General features: G+C 59.0%; 25 protein-coding genes, 1 tRNA gene and 1 pseudogene. 7 read left to right on the top strand and 20 right to left on the bottom strand.

Going from position 1 to position 22398, the window contains the following annotated elements:
• Nucleotides 1-148: 148 nt before the first annotated feature.
• From V6P94_RS07845 to queA, 6 genes are all read right to left on the bottom strand, one after another.
• On the bottom strand, nucleotides 149-676 hold the full coding sequence (locus V6P94_RS07845; protein ID WP_133075960.1) for a glycine zipper 2TM domain-containing protein: 528 nt from the start codon (nucleotides 674-676) through the stop codon (nucleotides 149-151).
• A gap of 120 nt (nucleotides 677-796) precedes the next feature.
• Nucleotides 797-1711 carry a protein translocase subunit SecF gene (gene secF / locus V6P94_RS07840; protein WP_133075961.1) on the bottom strand — a complete coding sequence of 305 codons (915 nt, stop codon included), beginning with the start codon at nucleotides 1709-1711 and terminating at the stop codon, nucleotides 797-799.
• 9 nt (nucleotides 1712-1720) lie between these two features.
• Complete coding sequence (gene secD, locus V6P94_RS07835) at nucleotides 1721-3589, bottom strand: protein translocase subunit SecD (protein ID WP_326398424.1); 1869 nt, start codon at nucleotides 3587-3589, stop codon at nucleotides 1721-1723.
• A 66-nt stretch (nucleotides 3590-3655) separates the two neighbouring features.
• The gene (gene yajC / locus V6P94_RS07830; protein ID WP_003443398.1) at nucleotides 3656-3994 is read right to left on the bottom strand and encodes a preprotein translocase subunit YajC; all 339 of its coding nucleotides are present in this window, start codon (nucleotides 3992-3994) and stop codon (nucleotides 3656-3658) included.
• A 42-nt stretch (nucleotides 3995-4036) separates the two neighbouring features.
• Entirely contained in the window at nucleotides 4037-5152 is a 1116-nt protein-coding gene (tgt, locus tag V6P94_RS07825; protein WP_133075983.1) for a tRNA guanosine(34) transglycosylase Tgt, read from the bottom strand.
• Nucleotides 5153-5163: 11 nt separating this feature from the next.
• On the bottom strand, nucleotides 5164-6225 hold the full coding sequence (queA, locus tag V6P94_RS07820; RefSeq protein ID WP_095001476.1) for a tRNA preQ1(34) S-adenosylmethionine ribosyltransferase-isomerase QueA: 1062 nt from the start codon (nucleotides 6223-6225) through the stop codon (nucleotides 5164-5166).
• Between the two features lie 106 nt (nucleotides 6226-6331).
• Here queA and V6P94_RS07815 point away from each other — a divergent pair.
• Nucleotides 6332-6416 (top strand) — tRNA-Leu (locus V6P94_RS07815).
• Nucleotides 6417-6573: 157 nt separating this feature from the next.
• Here the strand turns inward: V6P94_RS07815 and V6P94_RS07810 are convergent.
• The 6 genes from V6P94_RS07810 to V6P94_RS07785 form a co-directional block, all read right to left on the bottom strand.
• Nucleotides 6574-7017, bottom strand: a complete 444-nt coding sequence (locus tag V6P94_RS07810) for an SRPBCC family protein (RefSeq protein ID WP_326398425.1) — start codon at nucleotides 7015-7017, stop codon at nucleotides 6574-6576.
• Nucleotides 7018-7128: 111 nt separating this feature from the next.
• A complete protein-coding gene (locus V6P94_RS07805; protein WP_338649432.1) occupies nucleotides 7129-9156 on the bottom strand; it encodes an LTA synthase family protein in 2028 nt (675 codons plus the stop codon).
• Entirely contained in the window at nucleotides 9156-9755 is a 600-nt protein-coding gene (locus tag V6P94_RS07800; RefSeq protein WP_133079539.1) for a hypothetical protein, read from the bottom strand. Before V6P94_RS07800 ends, V6P94_RS07805 begins: the two co-directional genes overlap by 1 nt.
• The gene (locus tag V6P94_RS07795; protein WP_326398428.1) at nucleotides 9755-11023 is read right to left on the bottom strand and encodes a sialidase family protein; all 1269 of its coding nucleotides are present in this window, start codon (nucleotides 11021-11023) and stop codon (nucleotides 9755-9757) included. The genes V6P94_RS07800 and V6P94_RS07795 overlap by 1 nt, the downstream gene beginning before the upstream one ends.
• A 22-nt stretch (nucleotides 11024-11045) precedes the next feature.
• Entirely contained in the window at nucleotides 11046-11591 is a 546-nt protein-coding gene (locus V6P94_RS07790; RefSeq protein ID WP_326398429.1) for a cytochrome b/b6 domain-containing protein, read from the bottom strand.
• On the bottom strand, nucleotides 11591-11857 hold the full coding sequence (locus V6P94_RS07785; RefSeq protein ID WP_133079536.1) for a PepSY domain-containing protein: 267 nt from the start codon (nucleotides 11855-11857) through the stop codon (nucleotides 11591-11593). Before V6P94_RS07785 ends, V6P94_RS07790 begins: the two co-directional genes overlap by 1 nt.
• 146 nt (nucleotides 11858-12003) lie before the next feature.
• Between V6P94_RS07785 and V6P94_RS07780 the strand changes: the two genes are divergently transcribed.
• The 3 genes from V6P94_RS07780 to V6P94_RS07770 are packed head-to-tail and all read left to right on the top strand — an operon-like array spanning nucleotide 12004 to nucleotide 14441.
• Nucleotides 12004-12666, top strand: coding sequence for a response regulator (locus tag V6P94_RS07780; protein WP_326398430.1), 663 nt, complete (start codon nucleotides 12004-12006; stop codon nucleotides 12664-12666).
• Complete coding sequence (locus V6P94_RS07775) at nucleotides 12663-14090, top strand: ATP-binding protein (RefSeq protein ID WP_326398431.1); 1428 nt, start codon at nucleotides 12663-12665, stop codon at nucleotides 14088-14090. Before V6P94_RS07780 ends, V6P94_RS07775 begins: the two co-directional genes overlap by 4 nt.
• 21 nt (nucleotides 14091-14111) lie before the next feature.
• Nucleotides 14112-14441, top strand: coding sequence for a hypothetical protein (locus V6P94_RS07770; protein WP_326398432.1), 330 nt, complete (start codon nucleotides 14112-14114; stop codon nucleotides 14439-14441).
• A 16-nt stretch (nucleotides 14442-14457) separates the two neighbouring features.
• Here the strand turns inward: V6P94_RS07770 and V6P94_RS07765 are convergent.
• A pseudogene (locus V6P94_RS07765) lies at nucleotides 14458-14553 on the bottom strand (c-type cytochrome); the annotation flags it as partial.
• Between the two features lie 7 nt (nucleotides 14554-14560).
• Nucleotides 14561-14932, bottom strand: coding sequence for a hypothetical protein (locus V6P94_RS07760; RefSeq protein WP_326398433.1), 372 nt, complete (start codon nucleotides 14930-14932; stop codon nucleotides 14561-14563).
• A 144-nt stretch (nucleotides 14933-15076) separates the two neighbouring features.
• Between V6P94_RS07760 and V6P94_RS07755 the strand changes: the two genes are divergently transcribed.
• Entirely contained in the window at nucleotides 15077-15352 is a 276-nt protein-coding gene (locus tag V6P94_RS07755; protein ID WP_326398434.1) for a hypothetical protein, read from the top strand.
• Here the strand turns inward: V6P94_RS07755 and V6P94_RS07750 are convergent, their stop codons facing one another.
• The 3 genes from V6P94_RS07750 to V6P94_RS07740 all read right to left on the bottom strand — a co-directional run bounded on the left by V6P94_RS07750 (nucleotide 15353) and on the right by V6P94_RS07740 (nucleotide 17035).
• Nucleotides 15353-15736, bottom strand: a complete 384-nt coding sequence (locus V6P94_RS07750; protein ID WP_326398435.1) for a cytochrome c family protein — start codon at nucleotides 15734-15736, stop codon at nucleotides 15353-15355.
• Nucleotides 15737-15828: 92 nt separating this feature from the next.
• A complete protein-coding gene (locus V6P94_RS07745) occupies nucleotides 15829-16389 on the bottom strand; it encodes a DUF924 family protein (RefSeq protein ID WP_133079530.1) in 561 nt (186 codons plus the stop codon).
• A 28-nt stretch (nucleotides 16390-16417) separates the two neighbouring features.
• Entirely contained in the window at nucleotides 16418-17035 is a 618-nt protein-coding gene (locus tag V6P94_RS07740) for a LysE family translocator (RefSeq protein ID WP_219260885.1), read from the bottom strand.
• A 168-nt stretch (nucleotides 17036-17203) separates the two neighbouring features.
• Here V6P94_RS07740 and V6P94_RS07735 point away from each other — a divergent pair, with 168 nt between their 5' ends.
• Nucleotides 17204-17656: an Lrp/AsnC family transcriptional regulator gene (locus V6P94_RS07735; RefSeq protein ID WP_133079528.1), complete on the top strand. Its 453-nt coding sequence runs from the start codon at nucleotides 17204-17206 to the stop codon at nucleotides 17654-17656.
• Between the two features lie 122 nt (nucleotides 17657-17778).
• On the opposite strand, the gene V6P94_RS07730 is transcribed toward V6P94_RS07735, so the two are convergent.
• Entirely contained in the window at nucleotides 17779-18696 is a 918-nt protein-coding gene (locus V6P94_RS07730) for a LysR family transcriptional regulator (protein WP_326398436.1), read from the bottom strand.
• A gap of 118 nt (nucleotides 18697-18814) precedes the next feature.
• On the opposite strand from V6P94_RS07730, the gene V6P94_RS07725 reads away from it, so the two are divergent.
• On the top strand, nucleotides 18815-19702 hold the full coding sequence (locus tag V6P94_RS07725; protein WP_326398437.1) for an SDR family oxidoreductase: 888 nt from the start codon (nucleotides 18815-18817) through the stop codon (nucleotides 19700-19702).
• Between the two features lie 63 nt (nucleotides 19703-19765).
• On the opposite strand, the gene uxuA is transcribed toward V6P94_RS07725, so the two are convergent.
• Nucleotides 19766-20941, bottom strand: coding sequence for a mannonate dehydratase (gene uxuA, locus V6P94_RS07720; protein WP_326398438.1), 1176 nt, complete (start codon nucleotides 20939-20941; stop codon nucleotides 19766-19768).
• Nucleotides 20942-20958: 17 nt separating this feature from the next.
• Nucleotides 20959-22398, bottom strand: coding sequence for a mannitol dehydrogenase family protein (locus V6P94_RS07715; RefSeq protein ID WP_326398439.1), 1440 nt, complete (start codon nucleotides 22396-22398; stop codon nucleotides 20959-20961).

The raw sequence follows: 22398 nt of genomic DNA, 5'->3' as shown, positions 1-22398 counted from the left end.
CGCAGACAAAAAAAAGCACCCTTCGGGGTGCTTTTTTTTGGCCTTGAAATTGCCCCATGCAGGAGCGGGCCTGTTGGCGATGGCATCACCGCAATTTGCCTCACAGACCGCGCCGCCCGCATCGCGAGCAGCCCGCCCCCACATGAACTTAATTCAGGATCAGCTTGCCTTCCTTGTCCACGGCAATTTCATTGCCCGGCTCGCGATCCATTCGCACCTTGCCTTCCTTGCCGTTGAGCGAATAACGCACGTCATACCCGACAACCTTGCTGCTGATGTCATTGACCGTGTTGCAGCGCGTCTGGGTCGTGGTGTAGGTATCACGCTCCTGCATGCCTTCCTGAACCTTGTTGCCGGCGTAACCGCCACCGACAGCACCAGCAACCGTAGCAATCTTCTTGCCGGTGCCACCGCCCACCTGATTACCCAGCAAACCACCCGCAACAGCGCCGATCACGCTACCGACGATCTGATGCTGATCCTTGACCGGCGCCTGACGCGTCACAGTCACATCCTTGCACACCTCACGCGGCGTTTTGACCTGCTGGTTGACCGGCACAACTGCCAGCACCTGCGCAGACTCAGGGCCTTTAACCAAGCTGTAAGTGGCAAAAGCGCCACCGGCTGTAACACCGACAGCACCCAGTACAGCACCTACCAGCAATGACTTGTTCACGTGAACCTCCAGACCATCATACGTAGGAAAATCCCACATCAATCCCAGCCTTGGAGCACAAAAAAAGGCGCGAGTTCAATACTCGCGCCTTTTAGGTGACAACCTGCTTATAACCAGAGGTTATGGACGGTCGTCGATCTCTTTCTCAGTCGCCGCAGGCGGAATCAAATCCTCTGCACTGAGGTTCAGCCAGATCAGCACCACGTTCGCGATATAGATCGACGAGTAAGTACCCGCCATCACACCAACGAACAGCGCAATCGAGAAGCCCCACAGGTTATCGCCACCGAAGATCAGCAACGCCGCAATCGCCAGCAATGTGGAGACCGAAGTCGCCACGGTGCGCAACAGGGTTTGCGTGGTCGAGATGTTGATGTTGTCGATCAGGCTGGCCTTGCGCAACACCCGGAAGTTCTCCCGAACCCGGTCGAATACCACGATGGTGTCGTTGAGCGAGTAACCGATGATCGCCAGCACCGCCGCCAACACCGTCAGGTCGAAGGTGATCTGGAACCAGGACAGGATACCCATGGTCACGATCACGTCGTGAACCAGGGACACAATCGCGCCGACCGCGAACTTCCACTGAAAGCGGAATGCGAGGTAAAGCATGATGCCGCCCAGTGCCATCAGCATGCCGAGGCCGCCCTGGTCACGCAGCTCTTCACCTACTTGCGGCCCAACAAATTCAACGCGCTTGATGACCGCAGGGTTGGACGTGTCGGCCTGGCCCAGCGCAGCCGCTACCTTGTTACCCAGTAGCGGATCGTCGCCCGGCATACGCACCAACAAGTCAGTGGTTGCACCAAAGCTCTGCACCACGGCGTCATGGAAGCCGGCCGAAGCCAGCTCCGTACGCACCTTGGTCAGGTCAGCCGGCTTCTCGTAGGTCAGCTCGATGAGCGTACCGCCGGTGAAGTCCAGGCCGTAGTTCATGCCCTTGTGGAACATGCTGAACAAAGCCAGCACGGTAAGCAGCACAGTGACGCCGAACGCTACGTTGCGAACGCCCATGAAGTTGATTGTACGTAACATGGCAGCCCCTTAAATCCACAACTTCTTGAAGTCCCGACCGCCATACACCAGGTTGACCAGTGCGCGGGTGACCATGATGGCCGTGAACATCGAGGTAAAGATACCCAGCGACATGGTGACCGCGAAGCCCTTGACCGGCCCGGTACCCATGGCAAAGAGAATCCCGCCGACCAGCAGGGTTGTCAGGTTGGAGTCAACGATGGCAGTAAAGGCACGGTTGAAACCTTCGTTGATCGCCCGCTGCGGTGTCATGCCATTGGCAATCTCTTCACGTATACGCGAGAAGATCAGTACGTTGGCATCGACCGCCATACCCATCGTCAACACGATACCGGCAATACCCGGCAGGGTCAGGGTTGCACCCAGCACCGACATCAGAGCCAGCAGCAAGACCATGTTGCCCGCCAGTGCCACCGTTGCGATCACACCAAAGAAACGGTAGATGGCAATGATGAAGAGGGACACGAACAGCATGCCCCACAGCGAAGCATCGATACCCTTGGTGATGTTGTCAGCACCCAGGCTAGGACCAATGGTGCGCTCTTCAGCGAAGTACATTGGCGCCGCCAGACCACCGGCACGCAACAGCAGTGCCAGCTCGGAAGCCTCACCCTGGCCATTCAGGCCGGTAATCCGGAACTGACTGCCCAGTGGCGACTGGATAGTCGCCAGACTGATGATCTTTTTCTCTTCTTTGAACGCCTGGACCGGCACGTCCTTCTCAACACCATCAACCACTTTCTTGGTGTAAGTCGTCACCGGCTTCTGCTCGATGAAGATTACCGCCATGCTGCGGCCAACGTTGCTGCGGGTCGAACGGCTCATCAACTCGCCGCCATGACCATCAAGTTTGATGTTCACCTGCGGACGGCCGTGCTCGTCAAAGCCGGCCTGAGCGTCGGTTACCTGGTCACCGGTGATGATCAGGCCACGCTCGATCTGCGCGGTCGGACGGTTGCCCTCACGGAACTCAAAGGTCTCGGACGTCGCCTTGGAAGCACCCGGCTCAGCAGCCAGACGGAACTCAAGGTTGGCCGTCTTGCCCAGGATACGCTTGGCTTCGGCAGTATCTTGTACGCCTGGCAGCTCAACCACGATGCGGTTGGCACCCTGACGCTGAACCAAAGGCTCGGCAACACCCAACTCGTTAACCCGGTTACGGACGGTTGTCAGGTTTTGCTTGATGGAATATTCGCGGATTTCCGCCAGCTTGGCCGGGGTCATCACCAGACGCAGAACCGGCTGACCATTGAGGTCTGCAGCAGTAATGTCGAAGTCATTGAAGCTTTTGCGGATCAGGCCACGCGCTTGCTCACGGGTAGCTTCATCAGTGAAGCCCAACTGAATGGCACCGTTGAGTTGCGGCAGACTGCGATAACGCACTTTCTCTTTGCGCAGCAGGCTTTTGACATCGCCTTCGTACACTTTCATGCGTGCATCGACAGCTTTGTCCATGTCCACTTCCAACAGGAAGTGCACACCACCCGACAAGTCCAGACCCAGTTTCATTGGGTGAGCACCCAGACTACGCAACCATTGCGGCGTGGTCTGTGCCAGGTTGAGCGCTACGACATAGTCGTCACCCAGGGCCTTGCGTACGACATCCTTGGCTGGCAACTGGTCGTCTTTCTTGACCAGACGCAGCAAGCCACCTTTACCATTCTGGGCCAGAGTGGCGCCCTTCACGGCAATGCCTGCATCCGTCAGCGCCTTGGTGGCGCGATCCAGATCAGCTTGAGTGACCTGCAGGGCCGTGCTCGCACCCGACACTTGAATCGCCGGATCATCAGGGTACAGATTGGGAGCGGAATAAATAAAACCGATCGCCAGCACTGCCAGGATCAGTAAGTATTTCCACAGAGGGTATTTGTTCAGCATCAATCACGCCGCCCGCTTAAAACGCGGGGCGCCTTGCGCGCCCCGTCGATTGTTAAAAGTTGAAACTTAGATCGCTTTCAGCGTGCCTTTAGGCAACGTGGCTGCAACAGAGCCTTTCTGAATTTTCAGCTCGACAGTGTCAGACACTTCGATAACAACAAAAGCGTCAGAAACCTTGACGATCTTGCCGGCGATGCCGCCAGTGGTCACGATCTCGTCGCCTTTTTGCAGGTTACCCAGAAGGGCTTTCTGCTCTTTGGCGCGCTTGGCCTGTGGACGCCAGATCATCAGATAGAAGATGACCAGGAAGCCGACCAGGAAAATCCATTCAAAACCGCCACCCATAGGGCCAGCAGCGGCAGGTGCAGCAGCGTCCGCGAAAGCGGAAGAGATGAAAAAGCTCATTAAGCACTCCAGTTGCAATGTTGTTTCTTAAAGGTCCGAAACTCAGTCCAAAGGCGGCACAGGAAGCCCGCGCTTGGCATAGAAGGCGTCGACAAAGGTGGCCAATGTACCCTGTTGAATAGCCTCGCGCAAACCAGCCATGAGCACCTGATAGTGCCGCAAATTATGGATGGTATTGAGCATGCTCCCCAGCATTTCGCCGCACTTGTCCAGATGATGCAGATAAGCGCGAGAGAAGTTCTGGCAGGTATAGCAATCACAGGTCGGATCCAGCGGCGAATCATCATGGCGATGGAACGCATTGCGGATCTTGATGACACCGGTGTCGATAAACAGATGCCCATTGCGGGCATTGCGGGTTGGCATCACGCAATCGAACATGTCCACACCGCGGCGCACACCCTCAACGAGATCTTCCGGCTTGCCAACCCCCATAAGGTAACGAGGTTTGTCAGCGGGCATCATCGCGGGCAGGTAATCCAGCACCTTGATCATTTCGTGCTTGGGCTCGCCTACGGACAAACCGCCGATGGCCAGGCCGTCAAAACCGATCTTGTTCAGACCTTCGAGCGAGCGCTCGCGCAGGTTCTGGTGCATGCCGCCCTGAACGATACCGAACAGAGCCGCCGTGTTGTCGCCATGGGCATTCTTGGAGCGCTGCGCCCAGCGCAACGACAGCTCCATGGAAACACGGGCCACATCTTCATCCGCCGGGTACGGCGTGCACTCATCAAAAATCATGACCACGTCGGAACCCAGGTCACGCTGAACCTGCATCGACTCTTCCGGGCCCATGAACACCTTGGCGCCATCTACCGGCGAAGCAAAGGTCACGCCCTCTTCCTTGATCTTGCGCATGGCGCCCAGGCTGAACACCTGGAAACCACCCGAGTCAGTCAGAATCGGACCTTGCCACTTCATGAAGTCGTGCAGGTCGCCGTGCTTCTTGATCACTTCAGTGCCAGGACGCAGCCACAAGTGAAAGGTGTTGCCCAGAATCATCTGCGCGCCGGTATCGACGATATCGCGCGGCAACATGCCCTTGACCGTGCCGTAAGTACCGACCGGCATGAATGCCGGGGTTTCGACCACGCCACGGGGGAAGGTCAAACGACCGCGACGAGCCTTGCCATCAGTGGCAAGTAGCTCGAAAGACATACGACAGTTGCTCATGCTTGATCCTCAGGGGCCGGGGCAGGAGCCGTCGGCGCAGGATTGCGGGTGATGAACATTGCATCACCGTAACTAAAGAAGCGGTATCCATGCTCAACCGCAGCCTTGTAGGCCGCCATGGTTTCGGGATAACCGGCGAACGCCGAAACCAGCATCAACAGCGTGGATTCCGGCAAATGGAAATTGGTCACCAGCGCATCGACCACATGAAACGGTCGGCCCGGGAAAATAAAGATATCGGTATCACCACTGAACGGCTTGAGCACGCCATCACGGGCGGCGCTCTCCAGCGAACGCACGCTGGTGGTGCCCACGGCAATCACCCGCCCGCCACGGGCTCGGCATGCGGCCACGGCATCAACCACATCCTGGCCCACTTCGAGCCATTCGGTATGCATGTGGTGATCTTCAAGACGCTCAACCCGCACCGGCTGGAAAGTACCCGCGCCCACGTGCAAGGTCACAAATGCCGTCTCGACGCCCTTGGCAGCGATAGCCTGCATCAGCGGCTCGTCAAAATGCAGGCCTGCCGTTGGCGCAGCCACGGCACCCAGGCGCTGCGCGTACACGGTTTGATACCGCTCGCGGTCAGAGCCTTCGTCCGGACGATCGATATAGGGCGGCAATGGCATGTGCCCGACACGGTCCAGCAGGGGCAAAACCTCTTCGGCAAAGCCCAGCTCGAACAACGCATCGTGACGTGCCAGCATCTCGGCTTCGCCACCACCGTCAATCAGGATTTTCGACCCTGGTTTTGGCGACTTGCTGGAGCGCACATGGGCCAGCACGCGGTGGCTGTCGAGCACCCGCTCAACCAGAATTTCCAGCTTGCCGCCCGAGGCCTTTTGGCCAAACAAGCGAGCCGGAATCACCCGGGTATTGTTAAACACCATCAAGTCGCCTGGGCGTAAATGCTCAAGCAAATCAGTGAATTGACGATGTGCCAGTGCTCCGCTCTCCCCATCAAGGGTCAGCAGGCGACTGTTGCGGCGCTCCGCCAAAGGATGGCGTGCGATGAGCGAATCAGGGAGTTCGAAAGTAAAGTCAGCAACGCGCATGATAGGTTTCGTCTAGCAGGGCCGGGGAGTTTAACGGACTTAGTAAAAATAGACCAATAAGTTGTTGACCGACCTAGACCTCATCTCTATACTTCGCCGCCATTGAGCCCTGATGGCGGAATTGGTAGACGCGGCGGATTCAAAATCCGTTTTCGAAAGGAGTGGGAGTTCGAGTCTCCCTCGGGGCACCATATAGCAGTATCTGCAAGTCTCTACCAGGACTTGCAGCACAGAGAAACCGGCCACTGAGCCGGTTTTTTTGTGCCTGAAAAACACCTCTTGTATCCCGGCCTGTATCCCAAAAAAAACCCATTAATTTTGGGATACAAGCAACCGCACCAACCAGCGTTACGGGATCTCTGGCTCGACTAGCTTGGCCAGCAATACCAGGGATTCCTGCCACCCGAGATAGCACGCCTCGGGTGGAATGATCCCGGGGATGCCCTCTTGCACCACGCTCAATTCAACTCCGCAAAAGACCTCTCGCAAAGTTACCGTTGTCTGCATCACGCCCGGCAGGTCAGGATCATCAAAGGTGTCCGTGTAGCGGATCAGTTCATGGGGCACCAATTCAACGTACTCCCCGCCAAACGAGTGGACCTGACCGCTGTTGAAGTTGGTAAACGACATTTTGTACGTCCCGCCCACCTTTGCTTCCAGGTGGTGGACCTTGCCCGTGAATCCGTTCGGGGGCAGCCATTTGACCAGGGCATCGGCATCCAGAAATGCACGGTAGACGCGCTCTGGTGTTGCTTTGATGACGCGGTGAAGCCGGATCACATGCGTGGCCATGACAACTCCTGAAGTTATCGGATATCTCGGCTCTATAGCTTAGAAGACCACCCGCCCCTCGGGGCTTACGGTGACGAGTGACCTTTGTTGCGCACGATCGCCTCCAGGACATCAACGCTCGCGAACATTGCGGTAAAGCATCAGGCGCGCACTTTCATGCAATCCCAAGGTCAAGGCTTGCAGGCGTTGAAACTCTTCAGGGTGCTGCTGCGCCACATCCTCCCTGGGAGTTTGCGACGCCAGGTCATGCAGCGTCGGTGAGCTGCCGTCGTGCTGCATTTGCAGCAGGAAGTCCTTGGTCACCCCTCCGATCACCGGAAAGGTCCCTTCGCTCAGTACCAACGGCACCATTCGCTCTCCCTCCGGCACAGGCTGCTGGATATCCCTGCCCATCGCACCATTGAGAAAGGGAATACCGGCCATGCCCGCCACGGTCGGCAGCAGGTCCGACAGACCAACCGCCTCTTCGATCACTTTGGGCTGCAACCTGCCTGGCGCGTAGATCAACAACGGCACGTTGTTACTTTCAAGCCCCAGCTGTTCAAAGGCCGGCGCCATGTGCGGTATCTGGCTGATGCGGGTGTTGTGGTCGCCGAAGAACACAAAAATGGTGTTGTCGTGGTAACCCCCCGCCTTGGCAATTTCCATCAGCCGACCAATGTTGTAGTCCAGCAGGCGCACGGCGTTGTATTGCTCGACACTGCGCGAACCAGCAGCCTGGACCTGCTCCAGGGAAAGGTCTTTGACCACGAAACTGTCGTTGCTGGCGGGTATGGTGAATGGCCGGTGATTCCCGGAAGTCTGCACGTAAGCAAAGAACGGCTGGTCCTTGGCTACGGCGCGCAAGATGTCGTCACTCTCCTTGAACAGGTCCAGGTCGGAGATGCCCCACACATCCACCCGCGGCGAGCGCCAGTGACGCTCATCATAAAGCTTCACACCCTCGATACTCTGCCGGATCAATCCATTGATATTGGCCCAACCGGCATTGCCGCCGATCATGTAGAACTTCTGGTACGCCTCGAAGGCATTGATCAATGTGTGTTGGCAGGTAATCAGGGGGTTACGGGTTGCGGTTTCCTGGCGGGTGACGTCAGGCACACCGGTAATGCTGCCCCAGACCGTTTTCGCAGTGCCGGTGACCGGCACGTAGAAGTGTTTGAAGAACCAGCTCTGACTGGCCAGCCGGTCCAGGTTCGGCGTGGGGTTGAGGGGGTTGCCGTAAGCCCCCACGGCGCTGGTCCCCAGGGATTCAAGCATGACGAACATGACGTTGGGCGCACGCTCACCGGCAAATCGGTAAGGCTGCACGGCTTGCTCACGCACAAAGCTCAATTGCTCGGCATCGGGCCGCGTCACACCCAGGTAGTGCGCCACTTGGGGGTAATGCTCTCGGACTTTGGCTTCATCGAATTGCGACTGCCCGACCCTGAGGGTGTCGAACAAAAACAGCACCGGGTTAAGGCCGACGGCGGCGATCTGGTTATTGCCGGAAAAGAAAGCATCGCTCCAGCGCAGAGGCACCGGGTTTTCCAGGTTGAGATTGGCCACGCGCCCCAACAGTGAAAGCAGGATGGCAACGACGCCGATCACGGCCACGGACGCTATGGCAACGACGCCCGCAGACTGCTTTTCACGATCCAGGGTGATCCGCTCAAGACGAATCAGCGCGTAGGTCCACAGCACAACGGCCATCAGCCAGCTCAGGGTTATCCACAGCACCGGGTAGGTTTCCCAGACCATCTGCCGTGAAATCTGCGCGTCCTCCAGGTAACGCAGCACTGTGGCATTAAGGCGTACGCCCAGGTAGGCGTAATGACCAAAGTCGATGATGTACACCAGTCCGACCACGCCCAACACCAGCAACAAGTAGCCGCGGGCCAGCCAGCGCAATGCTCGCGTGTTCAGCAGGTTCCAGCGCGGCAGCCAGGCCAGCAGAGCCAGCGGCAGCAACATCAGTACGGCCAGGCGCAGATCGAAACGCAGGCCAATGCCCAGGGTTTCCAGCAGCGCGGCCTCTTGCAGACCGACCCCGGAAAAGCCCAGCACAAAAATCAGCCGCAGGCAGACCAGCAATGCAAATACCAACCCGATGGCGCCTATGCCGTAACGCAGGCGCCGTGAGTACAACCCTCCCATCATTGACCTCGCTGCAGTTTTAAAAGAGGACGCCAGCCAGCCATCACCAGCATCCATAACCCGACCACCAGGCAGTAGCCTGTCAGCAACGGGTCGATCAGATAGTCCCAGTAGTTTTCCGAAGCCTTGAGCCGCAGGGTAAAAGCCACGGTTGCCGCCGCCAGCATCCACACCGCCAGGCTGTTGCGCAGCGCCAGCATCAGCAGGGCCACCGCCCCCACCAGCACAATCATCGGCCGAGGGTTGAAGCCCCAGCGGTAAGGATCGAAATAAGTCAGCCCCAGAGTGGCCGGATACAGAACCAGACTCAGGGCGCCAAACAGCAGCACCACCTGCAGTCGCTGCGCGCTCTTGAGTGGCTGCACCACACCCAGGCGGTGCAAGCAGACCCACGCCAATAACACCAGGGTGGTGATTGCCAGGTCATCGGTAAAGCTGCGCACATAACCCGCCAGCGCCAGCTCATTGACCGGAATAAAACTCACCACCACCAGTACCGGCAGCAACCAGGGACGCCAGCGCGCACCGAAGCGCACAGTACTGATCAGTACAAAACCCAGCAGGACAAAACTCAAATGGGCTTGCCACATTGAAAACATCACAGTCGCTCCGCCAGCCAGGCCTCATTGAAGCTGACATGTTTGATAAACGTGTTATTCCACGAGTACACCAGGTGGTACATGCCATCCGGGCTGCGACTGAAGTACGGATACTCGTATTCGAATTCACAGCCACGGGGTTTGCACACGCGGTAATCCAGGCTGCTCAGAAAACGCTGCTCCAGGCCCAAACGGCGGGCGCCGCTGGACGCACGAAAGCCTTCGCCGATGATTTCCTTGTAAGCCTCAGGGGAGAACGGTTGACCCAGCGGGTCGGGGGACTGATCCAGCTCCACCAGGGTGCGCCACTGATTAAGCTGCGCATCGGTGCCGTACAGGCTGAGTTTGAAGCGCCCGTCCTCAAGGTCATTGAGGGCCACCAGCAAACCGTCGTCCGGCGTGCCGATTGCCGACAACGACGAATTGGGGTTGGACGGTTCCAGCGGATACGGCTCACTCCAGGTCTGCCCGGCGTCTTGCGTGCGGCTGGCGAGCACCCGGTGATGGGTTTCACCGGCGTAGCGCAACATGGCGATTGCACGCTGGCCATCCTGAGCAACGATGGTCGGTTGCAGTGAGTGCTTGCCACGGCTGATGCGGAATTTATCGATGACTGCACCGTCGGCGCTCAAGTACAGGTACTCGGCAAACTTGCCCATGAACTCGTGGTACACCGGCAGGCCAATCGAGCCATCGGCATGAAACACAGGAGCAGCACGCACCAGGGTGCTGATGTTGAAGAACGGTGACGTCACCAACTGCCGGGGCGCCGACCAGTTCGCGCCCATGTCTTGCGAGACCATCACATTGATCGCGCTGGTGGCCCAGCCGCCCACCGACACCGAGACATAAAACATCCACAGCCGATTGTCAGGTCCCAGGGCGATGACCGGGTTGCCCAGCTTGCGTATATAACGCCGGGTGCCGTCGCGGGTTGTCTCACGGGTAACCAGTATTTGCTCCGGGCCCCACTCGGTGGTTTTGGCATCAAAACGTGCAATGCGGACCTGCACGTCGGCAGCGCCCTCCCGGGAACCGGCAAACCACACCGCCATCAGGTCGCCGCCTGGCAGGGCCGTGACCGAGGACGAATGGACAAAGTCGTTGAGATGGGAGGATACAAAGCGGCTGTTGAATTGCGGAGCGTCCGTAGTGGGCACCCCTTCCTTGTCGGCCAGGGCGAAAGGCGCCAGCACATGGGGCGGATGGCTGAGCCATGCGGCAGAAAACACCAGTAGCAGGCAGCTGATCAGTAAAAACGGGCGCATAGAAAACCTGTTGAAAAGAGAGTTACTGAACAGGGTCATCCGGCAATCGCCTCCTGCGGCCGGTGAGCATGGATAACGGCAGGTTGTCCCGCACCTGGATACTTTCAAACAACGCCGCCAGCGAATGAATGATCACCAGGGTCAGCAGCACATTGGCCGTGACTTCATGCAAAAGCAGCGGCCAGTCGGCGCCCCACAAGGCGTCGACTTCCTGCATCAGAAAACCGCTGATACCCAGGGTCAGCAGGGCCAGCAGCATCAGGATCATCACCAGCGCCCCCAAGGGCGAATGGCCAAGGCGATGCTGCGCACGGCCATTGAGCAGCGAACGCACATGGCCACTCAATCGCGCAGGTGTTGGCCAAAAGTCAGCCCAACGCGCACTGCGCGGGCCAACAAATCCCCACACCAGCCGCACCAGCAGCCAGGCCACAGCGTAATAGCCCAGCCAGACGTGCCAGTCGTCACCCGCTTCATTGAAGAAGTAATTGGCGACAAAGACTGCCGCGATGGAGAGATGAAACACCCTCACCAGCGGGTCCCAGAGGCGTAGGAATTGCTCCGGCATCAGCCCTTGATCTCGGTCTTCACGGCTTTACCCGTCACAGGGTCGTGATAGATCTCGACCTTGCGTTTGTCTTTGTCAAAACCGTAGATCTCGTAGCAATTGCCATCGGTGATCTTGAACTTGCTGATTTCGTAACCCTGGGCTTTCAGTTGTTCCTGAAAAGCCTTCGGGTCCTGCCATTGCGAGCGCTCGGCAGAGGTACATTGCGGGCCGGCGATTGCCAGGGGGCTGGCAATCACCAAGGACAGCAGGAGAATTTTGCGCATGGAAATACCCTCAGTAGACGTAGGAAATCCACTGTGCAAAACCAACCTTAGGAAAAGCTTAGTTAGCAACGAGCTGTAACATCTTTCCCGGAATAGCCCCGGCCTGAACACGGCATGATGCCGCCGTTTCCTACAGAGATTGTGCTATGCGCCTGCTCCTCGTCGAAGATGATCGCGCCTTGGGCCAAGGCATTCGCGTGGCGCTCAGCGCCGAAGGCTATACCCTGGACTGGCTGCAAGACGGCGTCAGTGCCCTGCATGCCCTGCGCAGCGAAAGCTTCGATTTGCTGCTGCTCGACCTGGGCTTGCCGCGCCTCGATGGCTTGACGCTGCTGCAACAACTGCGCGCCGAGCAGCACGACATACCGGTGCTGATCCTCACGGCTCGCGACGGTACCGGGGAGCGTATCGCCGGCCTCGATGCAGGCGCAGACGATTACCTGATCAAACCCTTCGACGTTGAAGAGCTGAAGGCCCGTGTCCGCGCCCTGTTGCGCCGCAGCCAGGGTCGGGCACAACCGTTGCTTGAGCACACCGGTATCAGCCTCGACCCGGCGACCCAGCAAGTCAGCTACCTGGGCCACGACATCATCGTCACCCCGATGGAATACCAGTTGCTTCATCAACTGATGGTGCGTCCCGGCAAAGTGATCACCCGCGAACGCTTGTCCCGCGCCCTTTATGGCTGGCAGGACCGGGTCGAAAGCAACACCCTGGAAGTGCTGATTCATAACCTGCGCAAAAAGCTGTCCGTCGAACTGATCCGCACCGTGCGTGGTGTCGGTTATGTGATGGAGCTCAAGCCATGAACTCGGTGCGTGCGCGCATTCTCATCCCGGTGCTGATCCTGATCCTGCTGGGCGATGCCCTGATCAGCTGGCTGGTGCTGCGCGACAGCCACCATGAAATCGAAGAAGTCTATGACGCCCAGCTCGCCCAAACCGCCCGTCTGCTGCAAGGCGTACTGAACCAGCACGAGCCGGGCGAAAACAACTGGGACCGCCTCTACCGGGCTTTTGACGACGCCATGAGTCGGGTAGGCGAGGACGGCCCGGCCCATCCTTACGAAACTCGCCTGACCTTCCAGGTCTGGCGTAGCGACGGCCAACTGCTCGTGCGTTCTGCCCAAGCGCCAGTCCTGGAGTCACCGCCCACCACGCTGGGTTCCCACGACATCATCGAGAACGGCAATGACTGGTGCGCCTTTCTGCTTGCCGACCCGCAACAGGGCTTGCTGATCTGGGTGGGCGAGCGCGATGACATTCGCCAGGACCTGATCCAGCGCATCGTGCGCCACACCCTGTGGCCCACCCTCATTGGCGTTCCCCTGCTGACCATCCTTATCTGGCTGACCATCGGCTGGGGCCTCACCCCACTGCGCGCGATGGCCAGCGCCATTCGAGGACGCAGTACCAACACCTTGCAAGCGCTGAATCTCAAGCCGTTGCCAAGGGACCTGGAGCCGATGCAAACCGCGCTGAACCAGTTGCTGGTGCAGATGGACAACCTGCTGGAGCGAGAACGGCGATTCATTGCCGATGCCGCTCATGAGCTGCGTACACCACTGGCCATACTGCGCATACATGCCCAGAACGCCCAAGGCGCCGCCACCCTGGAACAGCGCCAGGAAGCCCTTGATTTCCTGGTGAGCGGCGTTGACCGGGCCACACGAATTGGCAGCCAGTTGCTGACCATGGCACGCATTGAGCCGAACCTGAACACCACGACTCGCAGTACCGTGCAGTTGACCGTATTGGTGCGCGAAGAGCTGGCAGAACTGACTCCCCTGGCGATGGAAAAAGGCGTTGAGCTGATACTGGAAGGTGATGAGGAGTGCCGGGTTGAAACCGACCCTGTGGCCCTGGCCATTGCGCTGCAGAACCTGGTCACCAATGCGCTGAACTTCTCGCCAGCGGGTAGCGAGGTCAAGGTCCTGGTCTGCGCACAACCCTGCGGGGGCATCCATTTGCGGGTTGAAGATTGCGGCCCGGGTATCGAGGAACAGTGCGTCGAGCGGCTGTTCGAACGCTTTTACAGTCAGGGCCACGCCAACGGCGCAGGTCTGGGGCTGGCCATAGTGGAAATGATTGCCCGCAAAATAGGCGCCAGCCTGCAACTCTATAATCGCCCCCAGGGTGGCCTGTGCGCCGAACTGCGTCTGGAGCCGTGTATCCCGGCTCGGGTGGTGCCCTGTACAATCGCGCCAGCCCACACGCCCCTGATCAAACACTGAACTGACTAAAGGACCCGGACTATGGAATTGACGCTGGAGGCAGTCGCCCTTTTCTCTCTCAAACTGGTGCATGAGACAGACGGTGGCTGCCCGATTTTGCGCGACGATCCGGCCATGAGCGACTACCAGCGGGACGTCTTTGCCTTTGAGCTGAACAAGGGCAACTTCGACGCCATCCAGCTTAAAGTCGAGCGATGCCTGGACCTGGCGCTTGAGGCGCTGGGCGGTGCGCATACGGCCATGGGACGAGAGTTGCTCAAGCTGTCCGGCGATTTCACACAGGCCCAAACCCTGGAACAGATGCACCCCGCGCTGCTGACGCTCAAGGATTACCTGAAAGAGGTGCAGTGATCACTGCCCCTGAGCCCGCGCTCGTGCCCGCCAACCGCCCGATCACGCCATTGAGTTGCGGGCCAAAACCGTTCCGGGCGTTTTCCCCGATGCGGTGACAACCGCCACAGGTATGGCGTTCAAGATTGCGGAACGCGCTCGATATAAGACTTGAAACACTGCCCCTTCACCTTGTTGCTGAACTTTTCTGCAGCAGCCCATTGTTTTTCTTTTGTATCTTCTACCGGGTATGCCTGGGCTTCGCGCAAAAATTGCACGCGCATTTTCTTGGTGATGTCCGAAGGCTCATGGTAGGCATCGTAAACATAATCAACGGGCCTGCCCTCCTGTCGACTCAACATGATTGAGGCCGCATCAAGTGCCCAGCCGTCGCAATAAGACACTTCGCCGTTACTGAACTGGATAACGCCGTCCTTCATGGTCCAGGCCCCGGCTCCGCCCGCTACGAGCAAGCCCATTGCAGCTACCAGGGCTGACGCTGTCTTGCGCATGTTCATCTTCCTTCCCTGAAAAAACCGGAGGGTATCACCGCATCAACATAAATGCTGAAAGCCTCTCGTGCTGCCCCTTGGCTTTTTTTTCGCCAGCACAAAAGCGATGAGCGCCGCCCGGCATTAATGTGGAGGATCTTGTCGATGCAATTGCCACTGGAATCAGTCGCCCTTTATGCATTCAAGCTGGCATACGAGTCCGAAGGTTCGAGCCCGATTTTGCGAGACGACCCGGCCATGAGCGACTATCAGCGCGATGTCTTTGCCTTTGATTTGCGCAAGGGCGATATGGGCGGCGCGCAAACGGTCATGGGCCGCGAACTGCAAACGCTGGCCGCCGGTTTGAGCAGTGCACAGACCCCGGAGCAAATGCACCCGGCGCTGCTGACGCTCAAGGATTACCTCAAGGACGTGCAGTAATCACTGCCCCTGGACGGACTCAATATAGGCCAGCAGGTTGTCGATCTTCTCCTGGTCGCTGATGCCCCAGAAGATCATCCGCGTGCCGCTCACCACTTTTTTCGGGGCTTCAATGTAGGCGGCCAGTTTTTCCCGGCTCCACACCACGCCTGAATTTTTCATGGCGTCGGAGTACAGGTAGCCCTCGCTGGTGCCCGCCTGACGTCCGATCACGCCATTAAGCTGCGGGCCAAAACCATTGCGCGCGTTAAGCCCGATGCTGTGGCAACCGCCACAGGTTTTAGTGAACAGCTTGCCCCCCGCTTCAGCATCCCCCGCGGCTATCGCACCGTTACTCAAAAAAACGGCACAAAAGCTCAGGGTCAACACGGCTGGGTACTTCATCGGCAGCTCCATCAGGTGAGGGTGTTCAGGCTCAGGCGGCAATTATGCCTGTACGGCTGCGCCGACACCTTGCTGGCGGTCAAAATCTGCTCTTACCCAGCAAATCCGCCTTCATCCAGAAACGTGCGCTCCTGCCCGGTGGTTTCGCGCCCAAGCACATCATTGCGATGGGGAAAGCGCCCGAATTGGCGGATGATATCGGCGTGCTCTTGCGCCCATACGCTGGCTTGCGGGCCAAGGCTGTGATGCAGTTGCAACGACAGCTGCTGGTCGGCAGCGTCTTCGGAGTGCTCGAACGGCAAATAACAGAACAGCCGCAAGTCTGCTTCAAGCGCCTTGTCCATGCCGCCATCGATCATGTGCCGGGCGTAAAAGCGTGCCAGCGGGTCGGTGGCAAACATGTGCGCAGTGCCGCGAAATGAGTTTCGCGGATACTGGTCCAGCAACAACAGCAAGGCCAGCGCGCCTTCGGGCTGCGCCATCCAGTGCTCAAGCTCGCGCCTGGCGGCCTGAAAATGAGCCCGGTAGAAGGTCTCGCGAAATACAGCATCGAACGCCTCATCCTTGGCGAACCAGTGCTTTGGCCCTGCCTGCTTCCAGAATTCAATCACCGCACCCGGCGTTGTTTGCCCATTGCTTTCGGTGGTTGCCACGGTCTTATCCTCAGTAGTTGACCAAGCCTCAACTGTAGGTCTGCTCCGCCAGCAACACCACTGCAATCAGAACCATCACCGCGCCGGACACCCGGCTGACGTTTTTCGCAGCAGCAGGCCGGGTCTGCAACACGGCCCGGGCGCTGAACCCGACCATGAGATACACCACCGCGCAACTGACCGCATGCAATGCACCCAGGGCAATGATTTGCGTGGGTATTGGCCAGGTCGACAGCGGGTCGGTAAATTGCGGCAAAAGGGCAAGAAACAACAACAGCACCTTGGGGTTCAGGCCGCTCACGCACAAACCTTTCCAGGCCCAGCGCGACCACGAGTCGGATACTTGCCCCTGCCCCGACTGAGGTGTCGCGGGGTCTCTGAGCATGCAAACCCCCAACCACAACAAATACACGGCCCCGGCAACTGTCAGCCCGGTAAGAATCATCGGATTGCGCGCCACCAGCCCCCCCACACCCGCCGCCACAATCACCGTGGCCAGCAGATGCCCCGACAACATGCCCGCCACCGCAGGCGTCACCAACCGTCCGCGCATGCCCGCAGAAATGGCGTAAGCCCAATCGGCGCCGGGAGTAATGATGAACAAAAATGACACCGCCCAAAAAGCGGCCAAGACGCTGAGAGTCAAAGGGATTTCCTTTCTACGCTGGAATCGTGATGGTTTTTCAGGCGCCGCAGCCCCCTGCCTCTGCCAGCGTTAAATGCGCCAGCGAGTAAAAGAAGAATAAGGAAATGCTGGTAGGATTATCTTTCGTTTATCCCAATCTATAGCCATCACAAGGGAAGGTTCTTCCACGTGGACCGAATAGACAGAAAGATTCTTGCGCAGCTACAAGCCGACGGCCGACTTTCGGTTACCGAACTGGCAGAACGGGTTGGCCTTAGCCTCTCGCCCTGCCATCGCCGCGTGCGGGCGCTGGAAGACTCAGGCGTGATCCTGGGCTATCGGGCCCTGCTGGCGCCCAGCGAGTTGGGCCTGAATTTTTCCGCGATGGTGTTCGTTACCCTGCGTGAAGTGACCCGTCAGGCGATTGCTGACTTTGAAACGGCGGTCATCGAAACCTCACAAATCGTCGATGCCCAACGGCTGTTCGGCGACCCGGATTATCTGCTGCATGTGGTCGCAGCCGACCTGCCAGCCTTCCAGCAGCTTTACGACGAGCGCCTGACCTCGCTGCCCAACGTCCAGCGCCTGACCTCAACGCTGGTGATGAAGCGGGTCATTCAGGACCGCATGCTGCCGCTGTGAGGCTGCATAAAAACATGTGGGAACTGGCTTGCCTGCGATGCAGACGATGCGCTGTCACTGCAAAACCGCAGTGATCCAATCGCGAACAAGCCCGCTCCCACAGGGCGAGTGCAACCCGAACATTAATCCGCCAACGGCATCAACCCTGCTGCCAGGGCATCCAGCAAAACACGGACCTTGGGTAATGCCTGACGGCTTTTTGGCCACACCAGATTGATCGCCAAACCTTCGCTCGCCAGGTGGGGCAGCACTTCGACCAATGAACCCTCGGCCAGATGCTGCTTGATCAGCCAGGTGGGCAACTGGGCGATGCCGCACCCCGCCAGCACCGTCATCACTTGCCCTTCCCCATCGCCTACGATGTACCTGGCGGGCATCACCCGGCGCTCTATGTCTCCGGGGCGGCTGCCTGCGAAGTTCCAGGGGCTGACCGTGCCGTCGGCCCGCCCATAGGCCACACACTGGTGATGCTCCAGATCGCGGTCGGTCAAAGGCGTGCCGTGAATGCTCAGATAGGCTGGCGCGGCACAGAACACATGGCGCTCACGGCCCAGAAAACGGTGTTCCAGCGCAGCAGGCCAGATATCCGGCCCACCCACCCGCACGACGATATCCACACCCTCTTCGACCGGATCGATAAAGCGGTCCGAGAACGAAATGTGCGGCAGCAACAGGGCATGTTTCTGGACACACTGCAAAATGACCGGCAACGCCTGCAACCGCCCAAAGGCTGCAGGCAAGTCGATGCGGATCCTGCCTTGCGGCTCTGCATTATCGGCCTGCATGGCCAGCTCGGCCTCTTCCAGCTCGGCCAGCACCCCGGTGCACGTGCGATAGAATGCCGCCCCGGCATCAGTCAATGCCAAGCGCCGGGTGGAGCGCTGAAACACACGTACCCCAAGCCTGTTTTCCAGGCGTGCGATGGCCTTGCTGATCGCCGAAGCGGTCAGGTTCAAGCGCTCGGCAGCCGCCCTGAAACTGCCTGAATCCGCAACACAGACAAAGACATCGATACCCTTCAAGCGCTCGGAAGAAAACATGCACGCCCCGCCATTAATGAATTCAGTTCATCTCATTCGATAGAATGTATCGCAAATACGCCTGCACTTCCCCAGTAAGCTTGGCGCCAAGCCCTTACCCAAGCATCAGGCACTTTTTATGACCTCGCACAAACCCACCGTTTTAATCACCGGCGCCACGGGCCAGATCGGCGGCGACACCCTGCGCAACCTCATGGCCGACGACACCATCACGCTGGTCGCGGCAGTACGCTCCCCCGCCAAGGCCAAGCCCTTTGAAGACCAGGGCATTCGCACCGTGATCCTGGACTTCGATAAAGAAGAGACCCTGGCCCCGGCGCTGCAAGGCATCGATCGCGCCCTGCTCGTGACCGGCTATACCGTGGACATGCTGCGCCAGAGCAAGGCGTTTCTCGATCAGGCAAAACAAGCCGGGGTGCAGCACATGGTGCATCTGGGCGCCTGCGGGCGTGACGACACCACCATCGGTCATTGGGCCTGGCACCAGTTCGTGGAGCGCTATATTGAATGGTCGGGCTTTTCGTTCACCCACTTGCGGCCCGAGTGTTTCATGCAAAACCTGCTCAGCTACGATGGCACCCAGGCCGTAAAAGCCGGGGTCATCGAGCAATACACCGGTGATACGCAATTCAGTTGGGTAGATGGCGAAGACGTTGCCCGAGTAGCCGCACAAGCACTGCTCAACCCGGCCAAACATGGGGGCCAGACCTACCGCTTGGGCTACGACGTGCAATCCTATGGCGATATCGCGGCCATCATGACCCGGGTGCTGGAGCAGCCGTTCAGCTACAACGCCCAGTCACCGGACGTATTTTTGGACAACATGCGCGCAGCCGGAGCCGAAATGGCCTACATGACGTGCGTAAAAGACAACTTCGCACGCATGGCTGCCGGGCAGATTCCCGGGGCCGACGAGACCTTTGACAACTTCTTCGAAATCACGGGCCGCCAGCCGGTGCGCTGGGAAGACTTTGTGCAAAAGCACCGCAAGGTTTTTGCCTATTGATACAGCCCTTTAGCCGCTGGCACAGGCAGCGGCTAAAGGGTCTGTGATGCAGGCCGCAGGGCGTTACGCCAGTTGCTGACGCATCGCCAGTTCAACCCCGCGAATCTCGGCCAGGCCTTTGAGGCGACCGATCAGCGAATAGCCGGGGTTGCTCTTGCGGTGCTGGTCATCGAGCAACTGGTGGCCGTGGTCCGGGCGTAGTGGCAAGCGCGGACCGCCTTCACGTTCACGGCGCAGGTCCTCAGCAACCAGCGCACCAATCACCCCGACCATGTCCACATCGCCACCCAGGTGATGAGCTTCGTGGAAGCTGCGCGGATCCGCTTCGCGGCGGGTCGAGCGCAGGTGGGTGAAGTAAATGAAGGGCGCAAACTGTTTGGCCATCGCCACCAGATCATTGTCTTCACGCACGCCATAGGAGCCGGTGCAGAAGGTCAGACCGTTGGCCGGGCTTGGCGCAGCATCCAGCAGCCATTGCGCGTCTGCCGCGGTGGACAGGATACGCGGCAGGCCCAGCAGCGCCCGCGGTGGATCGTCCGGGTGAATGGCCATGCGCACTCCCGCCTCTTCCGCGACCGGGATCACTTCACGCAAGAAATGCCCCAGATGCTCGCGCAATTTCGCTTCGTCAATATCGGCGTAGGTGCGCAGCAAGGCGCGGAAATCTTCCAGCGTGTAATGCTCTTCGGCACCCGGCAGGCCCGCAATCAGGGTGTTGACCAGCTTCTCGCTCTGCTCGGGGGTGAGTGTGTCGAAATAGGCCTGGGCCTGCTGGATATCGTCAGTGCTGTACTCGGCCTGTGCTCCCGGGCGCTGGAGGATAAACAGGTCGAAAGCGGCAAAGGCGGTCTGGTCGAAACGCAGCGCCCAGCCACCATCTTCCATCTCCCAGGCCAGGTCGGTACGGGTCCAGTCCAGCACGGGCATAAAGTTGTAGCAGACAATATCGATACCGCAGCTCGCCAGATTGCGCACGCTCTGCTGGTAGTTGGCGATGTACTCGTCACGACGGCCACAACCGCGCTTGATGTCCTCATGCACCGGAATGCTTTCCACCACCGACCAGGTCAGGCCGGCGTCTTCAATCATTTGCTTGCGTGCGGCAATCGCTGCCACTGGCCATACCTGACCATTGGGGATGTCGTGCAATGCAGTGACAATGCCGGTCGCTCCGGTCTGGCGCACATCTGCCAGCGAAATCGGGTCCTGGGGGCCAAACCAGCGCCAAGTCTGTTCCATGTCTATCTCCCTTCTTGTTAGTTGTGTGCTGCAAAGTTTTTTAAGTGGCCAGCCATGCCGGTGTGTTCAATGGCGCTGTAAGCGCGGTGAACCGCATCACGAAAGGCTGGACGCGCCGACAGTTCGGCCGCAAATACCTGCTGCAGATCAAGAAACCCGTCGACTCGCTGAGCACCTTCCAGGCTGCCCGCCACGTCGGCGAAAACGGCGTTTAGCGGGTCATCAACGACGTGCGGCAAAGGCTGCGTGCAGTAGTGGATCCAGGCCGCAATCCCCAATGCGATGCAGTCAATATCACGCCCCGCATCAAGCAGCTGCTGCGCGCCTTGCAACCACCGCTGCGGCAGTTTTTGCGAGCCGTCCATGGCGATCTGGCGCAGGCGATGTTGCAGGCTGTCGTTGGCAAACCTCGCGCAGAGATCACGGGCGTAACCTGCGGTATCAATACCCGCGGGCATGGACAGGGTCGGCGCTGCTTCCTCGCCCATGTAACACTGGATAAACCGCAGTAGATCAGGATCGCTGATCGCGTCGAACACCGTCTCGTACCCCGCAAGCAAGCCGATATAGGCCAGCAACGAGTGACTGCCGTTGAGCATGCGCAGCTTCATGGTTTCGAACGGCCGCACATCAGCGACCATCTGCACGCCCTCCACTTCCCAGTCGGGGCGGCCCAGAGGGAAGTGGTCCTCGATTACCCACTGGCTGAAGCTTTCGCACACCACTGCCGCGGGGTCCTGGCAACCGAGCTGCTGCAGACCGCTGAACGCCTGCGCGTCCATGGCCGGAACGATGCGGTCGACCATGCAACCGGGAAACGCCACCTGCTGCTCGATCCACTGCGCCAGCTCGCTGCCTGGCTCCTCCAGCCCCATAACGGCCTGACGGGTACGCTGACCGTTATCCGGCATGTTGTCGCAACACAGCACGGTAAAAGCCGGGATGCCTGCCGCATGTCGGCGGCGCAAGGCCTCCAGCACAATTCCCGGTGCCGTACGCGGTGTCTGCGGGTGGGCAAGGTCATGGACAATCGCCGGATCCTGCAGGCGCAACTGCCCCGTAGCCGGGTTCAGGCAGTAGCCTTTTTCGGTGACCGTGAGGGTGACAATCCGCGTGCGCGGGTCGGCCATACGCTGCAACAGTTGCTGCAACTCCTCACCGCCATCACCCACATACAGGGCTTCGCGCATTACCCTGATATCGCGCAATGTCACCTGTTCGCGGTCACGGTATTCAGCCACCGTATAGCGGTATTGCTGTTCGCGCAGTTGCTCCACCAGCGTGCGATTGGAGCGCAAATTGGCACTGCACACCCCCCACGGGCTTGCACCGTGGCGATTGAGATGGCGCTGCAAATAGACCGCTTGGTGGGCGCGATGAAACGCCCCCAGGCCCAGGTGCACAATCCCGATATCAGCCGCTGTGGCCACCGAAGGTACTCGTTCAACGACAGGCAT

It is taken from the genome of Pseudomonas sp. ML2-2023-3 (assembly GCF_037055275.1).
In the GTDB taxonomy this organism is placed as follows: Bacteria; Pseudomonadota; Gammaproteobacteria; order Pseudomonadales; family Pseudomonadaceae; genus Aquipseudomonas.
This window is presented reverse-complemented; position numbering and strand designations above follow the sequence as displayed.